Source organism: Paenibacillus sp. FSL H8-0034 (assembly GCF_038000305.1).
Taxonomy (GTDB): domain Bacteria; phylum Bacillota; class Bacilli; order Paenibacillales; family NBRC-103111; genus Paenibacillus_S.
Map to the genome: position 1 here is coordinate 3,493,998 of NZ_JBBOBS010000001.1, position 18,009 is coordinate 3,512,006.

13 protein-coding genes are annotated in these 18,009 nt (G+C 45.8%); 9 read left to right on the top strand and 4 right to left on the bottom strand.

The annotated features are described in order from the left end of the window. Positions 1–56 precede the first annotated feature (56 nt). Positions 57–1,526, bottom strand: a complete 1,470-nt coding sequence (locus NST47_RS15725) for an aminotransferase class I/II-fold pyridoxal phosphate-dependent enzyme (protein WP_445667464.1) — start codon at positions 1,524–1,526, stop codon at positions 57–59. Positions 1,527–1,803: 277 nt separating this feature from the next. Here NST47_RS15725 and NST47_RS15730 point away from each other — a divergent pair, with 277 nt between their 5' ends. Next, positions 1,804–2,982, top strand: a complete 1,179-nt coding sequence (locus tag NST47_RS15730; RefSeq protein ID WP_341155969.1) for an MFS transporter — start codon at positions 1,804–1,806, stop codon at positions 2,980–2,982. Positions 2,983–3,082: 100 nt separating this feature from the next. On the opposite strand, the gene NST47_RS15735 is transcribed toward NST47_RS15730, so the two are convergent. The 3 genes from NST47_RS15735 to NST47_RS15745 form a co-directional block, all read right to left on the bottom strand. Next, positions 3,083–4,006 carry an S-layer homology domain-containing protein gene (locus tag NST47_RS15735; RefSeq protein WP_341155970.1) on the bottom strand — a complete coding sequence of 308 codons (924 nt, stop codon included), beginning with the start codon at positions 4,004–4,006 and terminating at the stop codon, positions 3,083–3,085. Positions 4,007–4,205: 199 nt separating this feature from the next. Then, complete coding sequence (locus tag NST47_RS15740; RefSeq protein ID WP_341155971.1) at positions 4,206–4,970, bottom strand: hypothetical protein; 765 nt, start codon at positions 4,968–4,970, stop codon at positions 4,206–4,208. 111 nt (positions 4,971–5,081) lie between these two features. Beyond that, a complete protein-coding gene (locus NST47_RS15745; protein ID WP_341155972.1) occupies positions 5,082–5,717 on the bottom strand; it encodes a DUF1054 domain-containing protein in 636 nt (211 codons plus the stop codon). Positions 5,718–5,971: 254 nt separating this feature from the next. Here NST47_RS15745 and NST47_RS15750 point away from each other — a divergent pair, with 254 nt between their 5' ends. The 8 genes from NST47_RS15750 (at position 5,972) to NST47_RS15785 (ending at position 17,856) form a co-directional block, all read left to right on the top strand. After that, positions 5,972–6,928: an ABC transporter permease gene (locus tag NST47_RS15750; protein ID WP_341155973.1), complete on the top strand. Its 957-nt coding sequence runs from the start codon at positions 5,972–5,974 to the stop codon at positions 6,926–6,928. A 22-nt stretch (positions 6,929–6,950) separates the two neighbouring features. Beyond that, on the top strand, positions 6,951–7,829 hold the full coding sequence (locus NST47_RS15755; RefSeq protein WP_076235960.1) for a carbohydrate ABC transporter permease: 879 nt from the start codon (positions 6,951–6,953) through the stop codon (positions 7,827–7,829). A gap of 154 nt (positions 7,830–7,983) precedes the next feature. Then, positions 7,984–9,552: an extracellular solute-binding protein gene (locus NST47_RS15760; RefSeq protein WP_341155974.1), complete on the top strand. Its 1,569-nt coding sequence runs from the start codon at positions 7,984–7,986 to the stop codon at positions 9,550–9,552. A 150-nt stretch (positions 9,553–9,702) separates the two neighbouring features. Next, entirely contained in the window at positions 9,703–10,740 is a 1,038-nt protein-coding gene (locus NST47_RS15765) for a response regulator transcription factor (protein ID WP_341155975.1), read from the top strand. Next, entirely contained in the window at positions 10,737–12,590 is a 1,854-nt protein-coding gene (locus NST47_RS15770; protein WP_341155976.1) for a cache domain-containing sensor histidine kinase, read from the top strand. The genes NST47_RS15765 and NST47_RS15770 overlap by 4 nt, the downstream gene beginning before the upstream one ends. 40 nt (positions 12,591–12,630) lie before the next feature. After that, the gene (locus tag NST47_RS15775; RefSeq protein WP_341155977.1) at positions 12,631–13,398 is read left to right on the top strand and encodes an SDR family NAD(P)-dependent oxidoreductase; all 768 of its coding nucleotides are present in this window, start codon (positions 12,631–12,633) and stop codon (positions 13,396–13,398) included. Then, complete coding sequence (locus tag NST47_RS15780; protein WP_341155978.1) at positions 13,395–15,566, top strand: heparinase II/III domain-containing protein; 2,172 nt, start codon at positions 13,395–13,397, stop codon at positions 15,564–15,566. The genes NST47_RS15775 and NST47_RS15780 overlap by 4 nt, the downstream gene beginning before the upstream one ends. After that, positions 15,559–17,856 (top strand): DUF4962 domain-containing protein, encoded by a 2,298-nt coding sequence (locus NST47_RS15785; RefSeq protein WP_341155979.1) that lies wholly within the window; start codon positions 15,559–15,561, stop codon positions 17,854–17,856. The genes NST47_RS15780 and NST47_RS15785 overlap by 8 nt, the downstream gene beginning before the upstream one ends. Positions 17,857–18,009: the final 153 nt, after the last annotated feature.

The following is an 18,009-nucleotide window of genomic DNA, read 5'->3' on the forward strand; positions in this document are numbered from 1 at the left end:
TTACTGCAAGGAAAATAGCGAGCTTTACACACGGTACTTCTATTAGATGGAGAAAATTAGAAGATAGCGTTCGTTTCGACGATAACTTTTACATTCTGAATACTGCGATCCTCAGGGCCTTTAACAGGGAGACCGACTTCAACATGCTCGACAATATAATCGATCAAATCCTGTGAAATGACCTCGCCTGGCAGTAGAATCGGAATTCCAGGAGGATACACATAAATAAATTCAGCAATGATTCGGTCAGCCGATTCCTTGAAAGGGACCACTTCGGTATCGCCATAAAAGGCGTCGCGAGGAGTCAGTGTCAGCTGTGGAATGCTTGGAACCTTAATAATTAAATCCGTAGCCGGACGGATGTTATAATTTTGGCTGGAAAGCTCACGCAGGGCATTGAGCAGCGTATCGATGTTCTCGTGAGTGTCCCCTGGAGTAATCAGGCACAGGATGTTGTACATATCGCTGAGCTCAACCTCAATATTGTAATGATCACGCAGCCAGTTTTCTGCATCGTATCCGGTGATGCCCAAGTGGCGGACATGAATATTGATCTTGGTTGGATCATAATTGAAGGTAGCTTCAGTCCCGAGAATATCTTCACCAAAGCAGCTTAGACCGGGAATTTCATTGATGCCATGACGAGCAAATTGGGCCAGTTCAATCGCTTTATCAGCCAATGCCTCTCCGTTTAATGCCAAATGGCGGCGCGCGGTATCCAGAGAAGCAAGCAGGATATAGGAAGTGGACGTTGTGGTTAGCATACTAAGGATAGTTTTGACACGGCTCGAATTGATGCGCCCTTCCTTAATATTTAATACGGAGCTTTGTGTCATGGAGCCGCCCAGCTTATGAACGCTGGTTGCTGCCATATCAGCGCCGGCTTCCATAGCAGATATCGGCAGCTTGCTGCTAAAATGGATCAGCACGCCATGAGCTTCATCAACCAGTACAGGTATGTTGTAGCTATGCACGAGGTCAACAATTTCCTTAAGATCGGCACAAACCCCATAATAAGTCGGGTTGATAACCAGAACCGCTTTGGCATCCGGATGTCTTTCCAGAGCGCGTTTGACAGAGCGTGTCGTAATGCCATGATCAATCCCGAGGTTCTTATCACGGACCGGTGAAACAAAAACTGGTTTGGCTCCTGCAAAAATAATGGCCGACATGACAGATTTATGCACATTTCGGGGAACGATAATTTTATCGCCCTGTGAGCAAACGGTCAAAATCATCGTCATGATCGCGCCGCTGGTTCCTTGAACAGAGAAAAATGTGTGATCCGCACCAAAAGCATCCGCGGCCAAATGCTGAGCTTCTTCGATCACACCTGTCGGTTGGTGCAGGTCATCCAGAGGAGCTATATTTATAAGGTCGATAGATAGGGCGTTATCACCGATAAATGCGCGATATTCCGGATCCATTCCAACTCCTTTTTTATGGCCTGGAATATGAAATTGAATTGGATTGCGTTCTGCGTGTTCTTTCAACGCAGAGAATAGAGGAGTACGCTTGTGATCCACAGTCATCCCTACCTTTCACGGTGTTAGCATTAATACAAACTCCTTTAGATACTAAACTATAATCAGCCAAGGATGCAAGCCATTTGTGTTAATAGTTTGTTAACTTTTGCAAGAAAAATTCGTAATTTCTTTGAATGTTTTGTCCAATTTGTTAATCTTCAGGGACGAAGGTTTCCCTGTATAAATAAGTTGTGATACGATAGGTCTACAATCTAATAAGCAAATGCTTTCGATGTCATTATTTGTCGAAGGCTTGTAGGAGGCATATAACACGATCATGAACAAACAGCTGGCCATTATCATGGTACTGCTGATGACGATATTTATCGGCTTCGGCATCATTATCCCTGTGTTACCTGATGCGATAGAGGGGTCGGGAGCAAGCAGCTTTCACTTGGGAATGCTGTTGTCCATTTACTCATTGGCTTCGTTTTTGATGGCGCCTATCTGGGGAAGCTTGTCTGACAGAATAGGTCGACGGCCATTAATTATTCTTGGAACCATCGGTTTTAGCGTCAGCTTTTTTATATTTGGTATTGCTGGTGATAATTTGACCCTGATGTATGTTTCCAGAATATTGGGTGGGTTATTCTCCGGGGCAGCTACGACTTGTGCTGTGGCCTATGTGGCGGATATTACAACAGAGGAGAACAGGACCAAGGGTATGGGACTTGTCGGGATGTCAATCGGTCTCGGGTTTATATTCGGTCCTGCAGTTGGAGGTATTCTTAGCCAGTGGGGCTATCAAATTCCTTTCTACACGGCAGCTGGACTTGCCTTCGTTACTTTCTTGTTCGCTCTGGTGATGCTGCCGGAATCATTAACAAAAGAGAAGCGTCATCAGACACAGGGGGCCAAGGTTTCCCGCTGGACAGCATTCATAGGCACGGTTAAATATTTGTATGTGCTGTCGTTTTTTGTTTCTTTTACCTTGGCAGGCTTGGAGGCTACGTTACTGCTATTCGAAAAGGATCAAATTGGTGCGACCTCCCTCCAGCTGGGCATTATGTTTGCTGTGAGTGGTGTTGTAGGTGCCTTGATTCAAGGGGGCGTCGTACGCAGGTTCATTAAGCGTGGAGATGAAGCCAGAGTCATTGGCATTGGGTTGGTACTGTCCGCTATCGGCTTCGTACTGATTTTGTTTTCCTCAAGCTTGGTCACAGCGTCGATCTACTTATCCGTATTCGCAGCAGGCAATGCCCTGATACGCCCTTGTGTGACTTCCTTGATTTCTCAAAAAACAAAAGCTGGACAAGGTGTAGCTTCAGGACTCAGCTCATCCATGGATAGCCTTGGACGCATTACAGGACCACTGCTCGGCGCAGGGATTTACCAATACAGCCATCAGCTTCCCTTTTATATGGGTGCGGTTCTTTCTTTGGCAGCACTTTATCTGCTTTATCGTTTTATGGTGCTCGATCGCAGCCAAGCAGCAGGTGAACTGCGTCAGCTATAACAACGTCTGAACAATTACATATAACCGTGATTTACAAGAACCGCCTGGCTTGAGAACAAATAAGCCCCGGCGGTTCTTTGCCATACATAGCGATTAAGGCTCAGGAGGGATTGAGCAGCCTGTATATGACGGCAACGGCCTCGCCGCGCTTCATTTCTTTAAGAGGGCGGAAGGTGCCATCCTCATAACCATCAAACAGCTTTGCCTGCTGAACTGCAAGAATATTGTCCTTGGCCCAATAGCTGTCGGCTACATCTTTGAAGCCCTTGCCAGGTTCGCCTTTAAGCATTTCACTCCGTGATAGGATGGCTGCGATTTCTGCACGTGAAATCTGGTTGTCCGGACGAAAGGTATCGTCTGCATAGCCGTCAATTAATCCATATTCAACTGCTGTAATAATATAGGGTCTGTTTTCCTTGTCGGTGTTGATGTCTGTGAATTCGGATGTCGTACTGTTCGACAAAAACATTTGCTTTGCTTTTACCAAATAACGCACAAATTCGGCTCGGGTAATATTTTGCTCCGGTTTAAAAGAAAGAGTTCCGTTTTCCTTATTTACATAGCCATCGATGAACTGCTTGTCCAGCAGCTCTTTGATTTCTTTGTTGGCCCAGTGACTGCTAATATCATTGAATTCGGTTGGAATTCCATTAAGAGAGAGGACGTATCGGGTTACATTCTTGTAATCCTCCTCGCTGAGCGATCCCGGCGAGTTTTGCGGCATGCTGCGGCTAATGAATTCATATGCCTGATCGTATGTGCCGTATTTCTTCTTTACCCGATCACTGATAAGCGGTGGGTAACGGTCAAGACCCTTGCCTTCAACGGCATGACAGGCTATACAATTCTGTTCATAAACGAGCAGGCCATTATTAGCGGGGACACTGGCTGCCTGAGGAAGTGAGGCCGCTTGCAGGGAGCTGGTTGAACGAAGTTCATCCTGTACCCACAGAACACCTGCAATGAGAGAGGTGCCGAGGATAAGCAGCGGGATACGAAAACGGGTGGGCTTGAATAATTTCAAAACGAGACACCTCCATAATCAGACCTTATTGTTCATTATAATCGAATCATGTGACGTAAGTGTGAAAAATAACAATTATTTAGGACAAATTCGACAGTATATAATAAAACAAGCCTCAATTCCCACTATAGTACCGCGGGTATCGGGGCCTGTTTGTAATGCTTGATAAAGCTTAGGTATGAGTAATCAAAGTAATCCGTTAATTAACTGCAGCCTGCTGTTTGATGGGAGTTTGGCCCCGCTTATGGTCAACCTTTTTCTCAACCCAGGGTGTGATCTGTTCTGTTATCTGATGGATCAGCTGTTCCTTGGATATTCCTTTGGATTCCGCGATTTCGGTTAAGGATTTGCCTGCTTTCGTATCCGATTTAAGCTCATCGGCAGTTATACCCAATATAGCGGCTAATTTCTCAGGAGCAGGCAGCGCACTGTTATGTTGTTTTTTATCAGCCTTGCCAGCACTGTGTCTATTGAATTCGCCGTTATGATTGACCATAAATTTCAAATGATCAGCCATATTCGCTTTAAGCTTGTCCGCATTTTCGACTTTAATTTTGCCTGCCAGCACGGCTTCGTCGATCTTTTGGGCACGTTCTGCCTGCAGCTTAGCAATTAAATCCACTTCAGAAATACCTTTTTCCTTGGCAATCTCGACAAGGTTTTTGTCCTTCAGTGAAGCGCCAAGTGCTGCTTGATCTATACCCAGAATGGCAGAAGCCTCGTCAAGAATCGGCATTTTGCCTTTTACAAAATCACGCTGCGCGGTATGTTCCTTTGTTGCTTTGCCAGAATTGGCTTTTTTATGCTCACTTTTATGATCAGAGGAAGTGTATGGTTTAACAGCTTGTTCCGGTGCTTCGGCATAAGCTTGCTGTTTCGTTGTATAAAGAGCAGTTCCACCAAGCAGCAGAGCCAATGTTAAGCTCGTGACAATGACTTGTTTGGGTTGAAAACGGTTCATCATGTACGAAGCCACCTTTCCAGTGGAAAATCAAATGGGTTTGGTTCTATCTATCTCAAACTTACACAAGCAGTCTTAAGCTAACTTGAAGCCAAGCTTAATTTAAGATTAATTTCAGGATGATGCTTGACGGGCCATCTGGTACAGGGGCATTAAGGTCTCGAAGGTTTGCTTGATGAATTCGGCCAGTACTGGACCATCGGCAAGGATAGGATTGTCATAAGCGATGTTGTGTCCGATGAGCAGCTCTTCCTTCTTAATATCGCGAAATCTCTCGAACGCGGTTTGCAATTCCTGCTCCTTGAGACTTTTGAAAGAAATGTTGTCTTTCTTCATATGATCAGCGGATAACACGTATTCCTTGGGGATGATGCGACGTATTTTCTTTAAATGGCTCAGATAGCTTTCGGCTATCGCCTTTTTGTTAGGGAGCTCGTAGATCAGTGCAAGCCAAATAAATACCCGGTCGTCAAACAGTCCAACCTGAAAATGCGGGTGCTGCTTGTAGCCGCGTTTATCATGACCGATTGCCATCCACGTATCAACAGGTGCGTTAACCTTGCGTCGGGCATGCTTCGCTATATGCAAATACATAGGATTTCCAGTGAGTAGGGAAAGTTCGTCACGAAGAGGCTCTCCGAGTGCTTTAAATTTGGGCTGAATCCGGGTTTGAATCCCTTCCATCCGACCTTCGAGTCCAGGTATAGAGAATACATCAAAATCATTTTGCGTAAATCCGGTAAATGTCATAGGGGAACCTCCTTTGATTTTTTGGAGAAAACTGAATACACAAGCTTCCGTAAGTCAGCTTCGGTTTGATAGATAGCCTTACTATATCATAGGATCATAGGCCGAACCATATAAGCTGCGCAAGTCTTTGTGACAAACCTAAAAAAAACACAAGTGGGATAAAAGGGATTCCATTGTTCAATGTCTGCAATGCAAGTAGGATAAGGGTATATCAATCAAGCATGTACAGATTCATGACAAAAGGGGGCGGCCATATGGCTAGCAAGGTTCAATCAGCAGAGCAGGTCAGCTATCGCGCAACAACCCAAAGAAGCCTATTCAGCTTTATGTGGAAATATAAAGCGCTTTATCTGATTTCACTGCCAGGTATTATTTATTTCTTTATTTTCAAGTACATTCCATTGTTCGGCTCGATCATCGCGTTTCAGGAGTACAATTTGTTCGGAGGGATCCTGGGAAGTGAATGGGTAGGACTGGAGCATTTTAAAAGAATGTTTGCCCATTACGATTTCCTGATTATTTTAAACAACACGCTGTTGATTGGTCTTTATGACTTGGTACTTGGTTTTCCCGCTCCTATTATTCTGGCACTGCTCTTAAATGAATTGCGTGTTGTCGTATACAAAAGATTTTTGCAAACACTCGTTTATATGCCACACTTCTTGTCGTGGGTAATCGTCAGTGGAATCGCAATCGGGATTCTCTCACCCTCTACAGGGATTCTTAATCAATTGATCAGCTATCTGGGCTTCCAGCCTATCTATTTTCTGGGTGAAGATTCTTATATCCGCTCCGTATTGATCGGTTCAGGCATTTGGCGGGATTCTGGTTATGGCACGATCATCTATTTGGCGGCACTGGCAGGTATTAATCCTGATTTGTATGAAGCTGCTGAGGTGGATGGAGCGAGCCGCTGGCGTCAAACGATTTCGATTACACTTCCTTCGCTGCTGCCGACGATTATGATTTTATTCCTGCTGCATATTGGTAAATTTCTTGATTTTGGATTCGAGCGTGTATATGTATTCCTCAATCCGCTTAATAGTCACAATGGTGAAATTCTCGACACGTATATTTATAAATCAGGCTTGCAGTCACAACAGTACAGCTACACAACAGCTATTGGTTTGTTCAAGTCGATTGTTGGTCTTGTCTTAATCGTGATCGGAAATGTATTCAGTAAAAAAACAACAGGCGAAAGCTTGTATTAAAGCAGGGGGAGGAGGAAGCAGTATGAGAAAAGTAAGTACAGGTCAGCAAGTATTTAATGGATTCAACATTGTCTTTTTGACTATTCTCGGATTGCTGATGTTTCTGCCTTTTTTGAACGTTCTGGCGGAATCACTCAGTTCATCAGAGGCTATAATAAACGGTAAAGTCGTGTTTTGGCCCGTCGAATTTACTATGATTAATTATCAATATGTATTCAGTGATGCTTCATTATGGAGATCGTTCGGGATTACCGTGTACATTACAGTTGTGGGTACGATTATCAACCTGTTGGCGACAGCCTCGCTCGCTTATCCGGTATCCAGACAGGAGTATATGGGTCGTAAATATATCGTATTTTTTGTCTTGATCACGATGGTATTCAGTGCTCCGTTGATCCCTAACTTTATATTAATGAAGGGTTTGAATCTGACTAATTCTTTGTGGGCCTTGATTTTACCAGGAGCGATAAGTGCCTTTAACTTCTTCGTTATGCGGGCCTTCTTTATGCAAATTCCTCCGGAAATTATTGACTCCGGCCGTATTGATGGCTGCAGCGAAACACGGATGATCTGGAGTATCGTACTGCCGCTGTCCAAGCCGGTTATGGCATCTCTGGGGATATTTTACGCGGTAGGTCATTGGAATACGTACATGAATGCCCTATACTATTTGAACAATCCGAACTTGTGGCCGCTTCAGGTGAAATTGCGTCAGCTGATTATGTCCGATGATATCAATATCGATCCTTCGGCTACCCAGTTCAGCTCACTTGCCCATATGAATCCGGAAGGCATCAAGATGGCGACGATTATTATTGCTACCATTCCAATTGTGCTGATTTATCCGTTCCTGCAAAAGCATTTTGTTAAGGGTATGATGATCGGTTCGGTGAAATCCTAATAATCGGATCACCCCATTTCTAAAAAAAAGCCTACTGTACCCAATGAAAGTCCATTGTGACAAATCATAGGTGAATCTACAATGAAGCTATCTTGAAAGCGCTACACAACATCATCATTAAATATGATCAGTTATCAGAAAAGAGGGGTAATACATGAAAAAATGGATGAAGGTTAGTTTGGCCTCTGTAATGGCAGTCACGACTTTGACAGCATGTTCTTCGAAAGCACCTGAAGCAAATAATGCCGCTGGAGGCAGCAAGCCTGCAGAAAAAGCCAAGTTCTCCATCTCGATGCGAACACTTGCATTTAACCACGTAGAAAAATCACCGAACATTAACGAAGACAAATGGGTAAAAAGATTGGAAGATTTGACGAATACCGATCTGAATATCGTTTTGGTGCCTCATAAGGAATATGAACAAAAGATGGTGCAAATGTTTGCCACCAATGATATCCCCGACGTTGTGGGCGGCTCCGGTGGGGTGTCCGGTAAAGAAATGGCAGGCTCCGTGCAAGCTGGTGTGTTCATGCCACTAGACGATTTGCTGCAAAAATACGGACAAAATCTGTTGAAGAAAATTCCTAAGGATGCATGGCAAAAAGAAACCTACAAAGGTAAAATTTATGCAATTCCTGAGTTCCTGTCCAATCCTTCCCGGCGAGCTGTAGCGATACGTAAGGATCTGCTGGATAAAGCGGGACTGCCAATTCCGAAGACGGTAGATGAATATTTGACAGTGATGCGCAAGTTTAAAGAAATGGGTGTAGAGAACCCTTATCAAGGCCGCGAAAATTTCAAATATGCGGATTCATTCTTCGGTGCTTTTGACGCTTACCCTTACATGTCGATGTTTATGAAGCAGGGAGATCAGATTGTACCTAAATTTTTCAATGTGGAGAATATGACGAAAGCGCTGCAAACGTATAAAACGATGTTCGATGAGGGCTTGATCAACAAAGAATTTGCAACAATCAACCCTACAGTGTACAAAAACTCGATTCTTGCAGGTAAATCCGGCATTTGGTCCATGAATGCGAATGAAGTACTGCAATGGGAACAACAACTCAAAGCGAACGTGCCAACTGCCAAGGTGGAGCTGATTGCGGGACCTACAGGACCTGACGGCAAAGGTGGAGCGTATCTGTATAACTCCGTTACCCGGGCTTGGTTTATTAACAAAAATGTAAAAAATCCGGAAGCAATCATCAAGTTTTTCGATTGGATGCTGTCTGACGAAGCTGAGAAATTCTTCACCTTTGGTGTAGAGGGCGAGACATTCAAGACCGTTGATGGCAAAATTGAATACAAAGCTCCTACTGAGCCTCAGGCTGTAGACGAAGAGCGTTACCGTCAGGCATTCCTCTGGATGGTTCAAGATACTACCTACAACAAAGGTACACTCAGCTTGACAGAAGATGGTAAGAAACTGATAAGTACGTACGATAACATGCTTGCCAAAGAAGGCCGTGATGGTATTCAATTCGAACCGCGCCTTGACGCATTGATCAAAAACCCGGACATTTCACCGGAATCCGACTATGCGGCACCGCTCATTTTGCAGCACATGGTCAAAATGGTTTATGGTAAAGAACCGATTTCCGACTGGCCTAAGGTTATTGAAGAGTATAAGTCCAAAGGCGGAAATGACGTCATCAAAGAAGCAACTGAGAAATTTAATAAACAAGATCCAAGTGTGACGATCAGCATGCCGCGTCGATAATTGTTCTACATTGAGCTCCTCATGTCTGATGACATGGGGAGTGCGTTTTATTCAGGTCATGGCTTAAAGGCTTGTGTGCGAAAGGATTTCACATCTGGCATCGTGTATACTACAAGCATAGATGTTTAATTCAGCAAAGGAGGCGACCTCATGTACAGCATCATGATTGCGGATGACGAGCCGATGATCCGTAAAGGATTGCAAAAGCTGATTCAACAATCAGGTCAGCCGGTATCAAGCTTACGATTAGCGGAAAATGGCGAGGATGCGCTGCAGCAGATTCGTGAGGAGCGTCCTGATTTCCTGTTTACGGATATTCGGATGCCAAAGCTGGACGGGCTTGAGCTATGCAGACACGTGTCAGAATTGGACCCGAGCATTCACATAGTGGTTGTGTCCGGGTACAGTGATTTTGAATATGCGCAAAAGTGCTTGTCCTATGGTGTGAAGGAATATGTATTAAAGCCGATTAGCAAAAAAACAGTCGAAGCCGCTTTGATCAAGCTGACACATCTGCATACGCTGCAGCAATCGCAAACCTTCGTCTCTGTCCAGAGGCTGGAGGAATGGGTTGGTGCTATGGAGGATGCGATATGGTCTCTGGATCATAAAGGCTTAAGCAACATGCTGAATAAGGTTCAGTTGGAGCTTCAAGTTCAGCGGCTGCGCCTGAATCAATGGATTGATGTGCTAGGTGAATTTTCGGCACTGTTGTATAAGCGATTGCTTGGCAGAGATGTATTTTCCTTCATAGAAAAGCTGGATTTGACTGGCGTCAAAAATGAAGATGAGGTATGGTCTCGGTTTGCAGCAAGTCTTGAGCAGCTATTCGCGGAATTGAAAATAAAGCGTAAAGGCAAGCTGAAGGACCCTGTTGAGGAAGCCAAGCAATACATTGAGACGCATTTAGCTGAAGAGGTATCGCTGGAGGAGGTTGCAGGCCGTATCGGGCTTAATGCTTCCTACTTCAGTCAGCTCTTTAAGCAATCGACTCAGGAAACCTTTGTGCAATACCGTACGCGCAGACGGATGGAGAAGGCTAAGAAGCTGTTAGCCCAGCCGCATTACCGGATCACGGATATTTCCGGAGAAGTGGGCTATGCCGACCATCCACATTTCACCAAAACCTTTAAAAAGCATACAGGCTTATTGCCATCTGAATTCAGGAACAAGCTGGGAATCGAATGATGAAAATGCGCACGCTGTCCGGACAAGTTTACTTTTATTTTGCGATTGTCATTGTCATATCGCTGGCTTCTGTCGGATTTGTGTCGTATTTTCAGGCTTCCCGAGCTTTGGATACGCAGGTTGAGCAGTATATGGAGCAAATGATTGAGAATGTTGCTTATCAAACGGATATTTATTTGCAAACGTATGAGCTCTTGAGCAACACCTTTTCATCCAATACGGATGTAAGAAATTTTTTTGAGATCGGACCGAATGATTCCTATGAATATTATTATTATTCGAACGAAATCAAAAATTTTGCCTCCCGATCCGTGCAGTCGATTCAAACGATTTACAAACAACTGAATGTCATTTATATCGTTGGGCGGCAGGGCAGATCCGTTGTGTACGATAATCAGAATTTTCTTTTCAGTGAAGCTGGACTTAGTCCAGAAAGATATGATTGGCTGATGAAGGCTATACCTGAGGATGGTTCAATCGTTCTTTTGAACACGAGCTTTCGCCCGAGCGACCAAGGAACGGTAGTTACGATGGCACGTCAGGTACGTGGGGCTGCTTACACGGATTTTAAAGGAATTGTGGCGATTGAGTTCAAGCTGCAGGAGCTGGCCAAAATATGGGATCGGGTCAATATCGGGAAGGAAGGGTATTTTTTTATTGTGGATGAGACGGGAAAGTCAATTTATCATCCGCCCTTCGCACAGCCTGATGAGCAGGTATTCAAGGATATTGCCGCACATTTGACAGATAGCAATAACAAGGTGTTTCAAGCGGAATACTTGGGCAAAAACCGGATGTTTGTGGCGCGCAAATCCGATTATTCGAACTGGAGGCTTCTTGCCTCTGTACCGGTTAGTGAACTGCGCAAACCGATTTCGACAATACGAACAACAACAATCGTAGTTGGCTTGCTGACCCTGATTGTGGCATTGTGGCTAGCTTGGCGGTTTGGGCGCTCACTGCTGGCACCGATTCGAGAGCTTAAGGACAGCATGCGTGAAACGGAAAAAGGGAATTTTCAGCACATTGACGAGATCGAGCGGACAGATGAAATTGGAGGCCTCGTTCATAGCTACAATCTGATGGTTACCCGCTTGTCCGAAATGATCAACAAAGTATATGCAGCTGAGCTGCAGCAGCAGAAGGATGCTCTGCAGATACAGGAGACGGAAATTGAGCGGCATCGAGCCGAATTTCAAACTCTGCAGCTGCAGATCAACCCGCATTTTCTATACAACACATTAGAAACGATTAATTGCTATGCCATTGTTCAGGATTCGCATGAGATCACCGAAATGGTCGAAGCTATGGCGTTTATGCTAAGGTATTCGATCCAGACGAATCTGGAAGAGATCACGGTAGCTAACGAATTGAATCATGTGCGCAATTACTTGATCATTCTGCAGCACCGGATTGATCGTGAGTTTGAAATTGATGTGATCATTCCCCCTTCGCTGCTGTTGGAAAAAATGGTTCGCTTAACACTTCAGCCGGTTATTGAAAACTGCTTCCAGCATGCTTTTCCAAATGGGATTGAGGTTCATCACCGAATATCGATTGATGCCCGAAAGCAGCAGGGGCTGTTTCAAGTTATTGTTGAGGATAATGGGATTGGCATCCCGCCCGAAAGACTTCGGGAGCTGCAGGAGCAATTAAAGCTGAACCGGTTAGCAGAGCAGCAGACGGAATCAGGTTATTATCGCCGCGGCGGCATTGGGCTGATGAATGTGCATCGACGGATTCAAATGGTATTTGGTGAGCAGTATGGGATGCAGATTGAAAGTGAATGGCAGCAAGGAAGCCGAATTATTTTATCCATGCCTGATATACCTAAACCTATCAAAATATAATACGGGATGAACCGTTACTAATCTTAGGAGGAAACACATAATGAACACACAATTAAATGGGAAAATCGCTTTGGTTACCGGATCTAACGCAGGGATTGGACGCGCAACCGCTGTTTTATTGGCAGCAAACGGAGCCAAGGTTGGCGTTAGCTATATGAACAATAAAGAGCAGGGTGAAGAAACGGTAGCGATTATTCGCCAAGCGGGCGGACAGGCTGAGCTGTTTCAAGCAGACGTGACTGACGCTGCACAGATTGAAAGCCTGGTAAGCGGTGTGGAAAGTGCTTTTGGCGGAACGATTGATATTCTGGTTAACAATGCAGGTCATATGGTGCAGCGTGTACCGAATGTTGATATGACGGAAGAAATGTATGACAAGATCATGAATGTTAATCTGAAAAGTACTGTATTTATGTGCAAACGCGTCATTCCGGGTATGAAAGCCAAGGGTGCAGGGCGAATCGTAAACATGGCTTCAGTTGCAGGACATAACGGAGGCGGACCCGGAGCAAGCATATATGCAGCGAGTAAAGCGGCTATATCGGCCTACTCCAAGGGCTTGGCCAAAGAAGTCGCAGGTGATGGTATTACTGTGAATATCGTATCCCCTGGCTTCATTGGGCAAACCGCGTTTCATGCGACATTTACGACCGATGCAGCACGTCAGGCTACAATTGGCGGCATCCCGTTAAAGCGTGAGGGAACACCAGAGGATGTAGCTGGTGCTGTATTGTATCTGACCTCGGAGCTGGGTGCCTATTTGACGGGTGAGACGATCGAAGTCAACGGCGGGATGTTCATGCGATGAGAATAGTACAGAAGCTGCAATCCACCTTATGGGCGAATGAAGCCCTGCAGAAGCTGAAGGAAGAGCTCGATGCTCTTCTTTCCAGCGACAGTCTCCATATTCCGAAAGAGCCAGGCGGCTGGTGGCATCAATATGTATGCCCAGAGCATCATGTTGAACTGCTGTTCGATCCGGCCGAGCGTGATGCTCATAGCTTCCAATGTCCGCATGGCTGCTGTATTGAAGGTGAGGCGTATCGCGGGGCATGGCTCGTGTTTAAGCACCAGTCGATGGCAAGGTACGCGCTGCAAGCTGCTGCTGTATATGCGGGCATCAAAGAAGCAAGCTACGCGGAGCTGGCCAAGCAAATTATTATCAATTATGCTGCACAATTTCCACAATATCCGGTGCACCCGGATGCTCAGCCCTGGATGTTGAAGGGGCGCGCCTTTCATCAGGCATTAACGGAGGCGATTTGGTCTACGACAATTTTGCGCGCCTGTTTACTGCTTCATGATGAAGGAGTTGGCTTTAACGAAACGGAAAAAGCGACACTGGATGTGTTTCTTTCCATGCTGGAAGAGAGTATGGTGCAATACCGCCAGATTTTGATTCATGATCGTCAGAATGCGGAAAACAATTATACTGCCTGGCTAAATGCTTCACTTTCCTGCGTTTATGCCATTCGTGGAGAGCAGGAGCTTCTACAGGGCTTGATTGATGGAGAAGGCGGTTGGAAGCACCATCTTTCCATTGGCGTAAAACCGGATCAATTCGAATTTGAAGGCAGCACTTATTATCATATTTTTGTATTGCGTGCGTATTTGATTTCAGCGGAGATGGCAGAACGGTTCGGTGTGGATTTATATCATACACAGGCAGAGCAGGGTCAGTCCATGCGCGGAATGTTTGATGTGCTAGTAGGGCTGGCAGATGATCAAGGTATGCTTCCGGCACTGCATGATGGTCCGTTAGCCAGGGTTCCCTTTGCCAGAGAGATCGCGGAGATTATGGAAATTGGTCTTGCTCATTACGGCAATGAGCTTTATGCTCCGTTGTTAGGTGAAGCTTATCGGCAAATGGATGGAGAGGCTCGTCGAATTTCATTGGAAGCACTTGTCTATGGAGAAGGCGATGCCAATCTTACAAATACAGGTCTATTAGCAGGAAGAAACACACTGCTGTTGAAGGATTCGGGATTTATTGTTGGACGGAAAGCGGGTAATCCATTATCCTACCTTACAGATTTTGGTCCACACGGTGGTTCACATGGGCATTATGATAAGCTTCATGTATCCATACAGTACGAAGGAGGGACATTTACACCGGATTTGGGTGTGGTTCCTTATGGATCTTCCCTGCGTAAACAATGGTTTGCCGAGACGGTCAGTCATAATACGGTTTCGATCGATGGGCAATCCCAGGCTGAGCATTCAGGTCACTGCAAGCTGTTCACGGAGTCGGAGCAAGCTGTATATACTTGGCTGCAATCAGATGGAGCCTATGAAGGCTGTATATTAAACAGGCATTTGCTCTTAAGTGGAGAGTGGCTGCTCGATTGGTTTGAGGTTCAGCTGTCTGAAGAGCGTACGATCGATTGGTGGATGCATCCGCTCGTTAAGCCTCATGCTGCAGACGGAGCCTGGGTGAGAGACAGTGATGGGTTAGGTGCATTGGGCTACGCTGGTCACGGATACGATCAGGTGAAGCTTACTGACTATTATGAAACAGAGGAAGGCGATAGTCTGGGGCTGGCGGAACAACTCGATTTGCTTCCGGCTCCCAAGATGCTGACGCTCCATTATACGCCTGATAGCGACACAACGAAATCGCTGCATCAAGCGATTGTTGCTTTTCCGGGAATGTCACTGCTGCGTGTAGAAACACCAGGGACCTCTATAGATCCGAGCCAAGCATTAAGTGGCTTGCTGCAGCGGCAGGTGGGCAAGCAAGCTAACTTTATACAGATTTATAAGCTGGGTCCAGCCGTTCACGCCAGTTGGGAAGCCAGTGAAGCCACGGGTACCGTTGAAACGAATAATGAAGCTTCGACAATCGAACATGCGCATGGAATCGGTATGAATTCTAGTCATGGACAACTGGTGATTAGCACCCGGTCGCAGGAAGCGGTTTGCGTGCTTGATCATGAGCAAGGGCTGGTTGTGACCTGGAGGGACAAACATGAGTAAAGCATTATACCAACCGCAAAGCGGACTATTGACTGTACAATATGCACCAGATGAACAGACCGTTTTAATCGAGAATCCGCCGCGGTTTACATGGATTCCGGCTCAGCTTGAGCATGACCAGTATATTCTGCAGTATTCTACTTCCTCACAATTTACACCAGAGGATACCGTAACGGTTCAACCGATTCCTTACAATTTGTATACACCTGATCATGTTTTCACTGCAGGAATTTACTATTGGCGGTATGCGCTATTGCAGCGAGGAGAAGGGCAGCCAACGGAATGGAGCCACATTCGCAGCTTTACGGTACAGGAGGGTTTGCCGGAAACACCATTGCCGTCGCGCGGACACCGATATACGGATATTTCCATGAAGCATCCCAGATTGTGGCTGCAAGCCGAAGAGCTTCCGGAATTTCGCCGTACGGTTCGTGAACAGCCATCCAAATACGGCTGGGATGTATTCATGGAGCGTTCGGTGAAACCATGGGTCGACCGTGAACTGATCGCTGAGCCCTTGCCTTATCCAAACAATAAGCGTGTAGCCCACTTGTGGCGTCAAATGTATATTGATTGTCAGGAAGCATTATACGCAGTGCGTCATCTTAGTGTTGCTGGTGTGATTCTTGAGGATGCGGATTTGATTGCACGGGCCAAAGCATGGCTGCTGCACATTACGTCATGGAACACGGAAGGCACAACAAGTCGGGACTATAATGATGAAGCTTCCTTTCGTATTGCCGGAGCGCTTGCATGGGGCTATGATTGGCTCTATCAGGAGCTGACGGAGGAAGAACGCGAAGCGGTACGCAACAATTTGTTGACACGCACCCGTCAGGTTGCGTTCCACGTGATCGAACGTTCCAAAATCCACCATGTTCCTTTTGACAGTCATGCAGTTCGCTCTTTATCGTCGGTTATCGTTCCAAGCTGCATGGCTCTGCTTGGCGAGGCCGCAGTGGCAGAGGAATGGCTTGATTATACGCTGGAGTATTATGCATGCTTGTATTCTCCATGGGGCGGGGTAGATGGAGGCTGGGCGGAAGGTCCGATGTATTGGACGACCGGGATGGCTTTTGTAACAGAAGCTATGAATCTATTGAACAAATATACCGGAATTAACTTTTACCGTCGTCCTTTTTTTCAGCATACGGGTGATTTTCCACTATATTGCTTTAGCCCGGATACACTTCGTGCCAGCTTTGGCGATCAATCCACGCTTGGTGATCCGGTAAGCTTGAAAACAGGCTTTAACATTCGCCAATTTGCCGGCATTACCAATAATGGACACCATCAATGGTACTATGAGCAGACTCGGGCGATCGATACGGATTCCGAGATGAAGTTTTACAATTACGGCTGGTGGGATTTCCGTTTTGACGAAATGATGTATATGCATGATTATCCGGCTGTGCAAGCCAAAGCGCCTACAGACATCGAACCTGTAAAATGGTTCCGCGACATAGGCTGGGTAGCTTTTCATGCCCATATGGATCGCCCGGAAGACCATATCATGCTGTTGACCAAAAGTAGTCCTTACGGCTCAATCAGTCACAGCCATGGGGACCAGAACGGTTTTCTGCTGCATGCCTATGGAGAACCACTCGCTATTGAGAGCGGTTATTATGTTGCCTTCGGCAGCACGATGCACATGAATTGGCGGAAGCAGACAAGGTCTACCAATAATGTACTAATCGATGGTCTGGGGCAATATGCCGGCACTAACAAAGTACTGAATATGTCGGCATCCGGCACGGTGGAAGCTGTCGAAACCCATAAGGGCTATACGTATTCCCGCTGTAATGCGACCGCTGCTTATCAGGAGCAGGTTCCTTATCTGGAGCGATATGTCAGAGAGCTGTATTTTTATGAGGGCTCCTATATCGTAGTTGTAGATCAGATAGATCTGTCACAGTCGGGACGTGTCGATTGGCTGTTCCATACGCTGTATGAGATGGAGCTGGATGGACAGTGCTTTAAGGTGCGTGGGCAAAAGGCTGACATGGATGGGCGTTTTGTGTACAGCTCATCCGGCGATCTCTCGTTATCACAGCATGACGAGTTTACAGAAGTAGACTCTGCAGAGATAGAGGGTCTGGATCGCCATTGGCATTTGACAGCTGCAACGCAATCGGCCCGTAGTCATCGCATTGCCACACTGCTGGTGCCTCTCCGTAAGGATGAGCCCAAATATGTGTCCTACTTCATGGATGATCAAGGCCATGGTGTGCATATTTACTTTACGGAAGATGGAGTTACACATAAGGTAGAGATTCCTAAGCCTTATTAAATAGTTGAGAGAGAACGGCAGTTCATGCTTAGGGTTAGCTGCCGTTCGACTTTTTGTGATGCTAGAGCAAAAATAGCGGTACGAAGAATGATTGACGAATACGCATTTTTTTTGTAACATGGAAACTATAAAAACTTCATTGGTTTCCTTGGT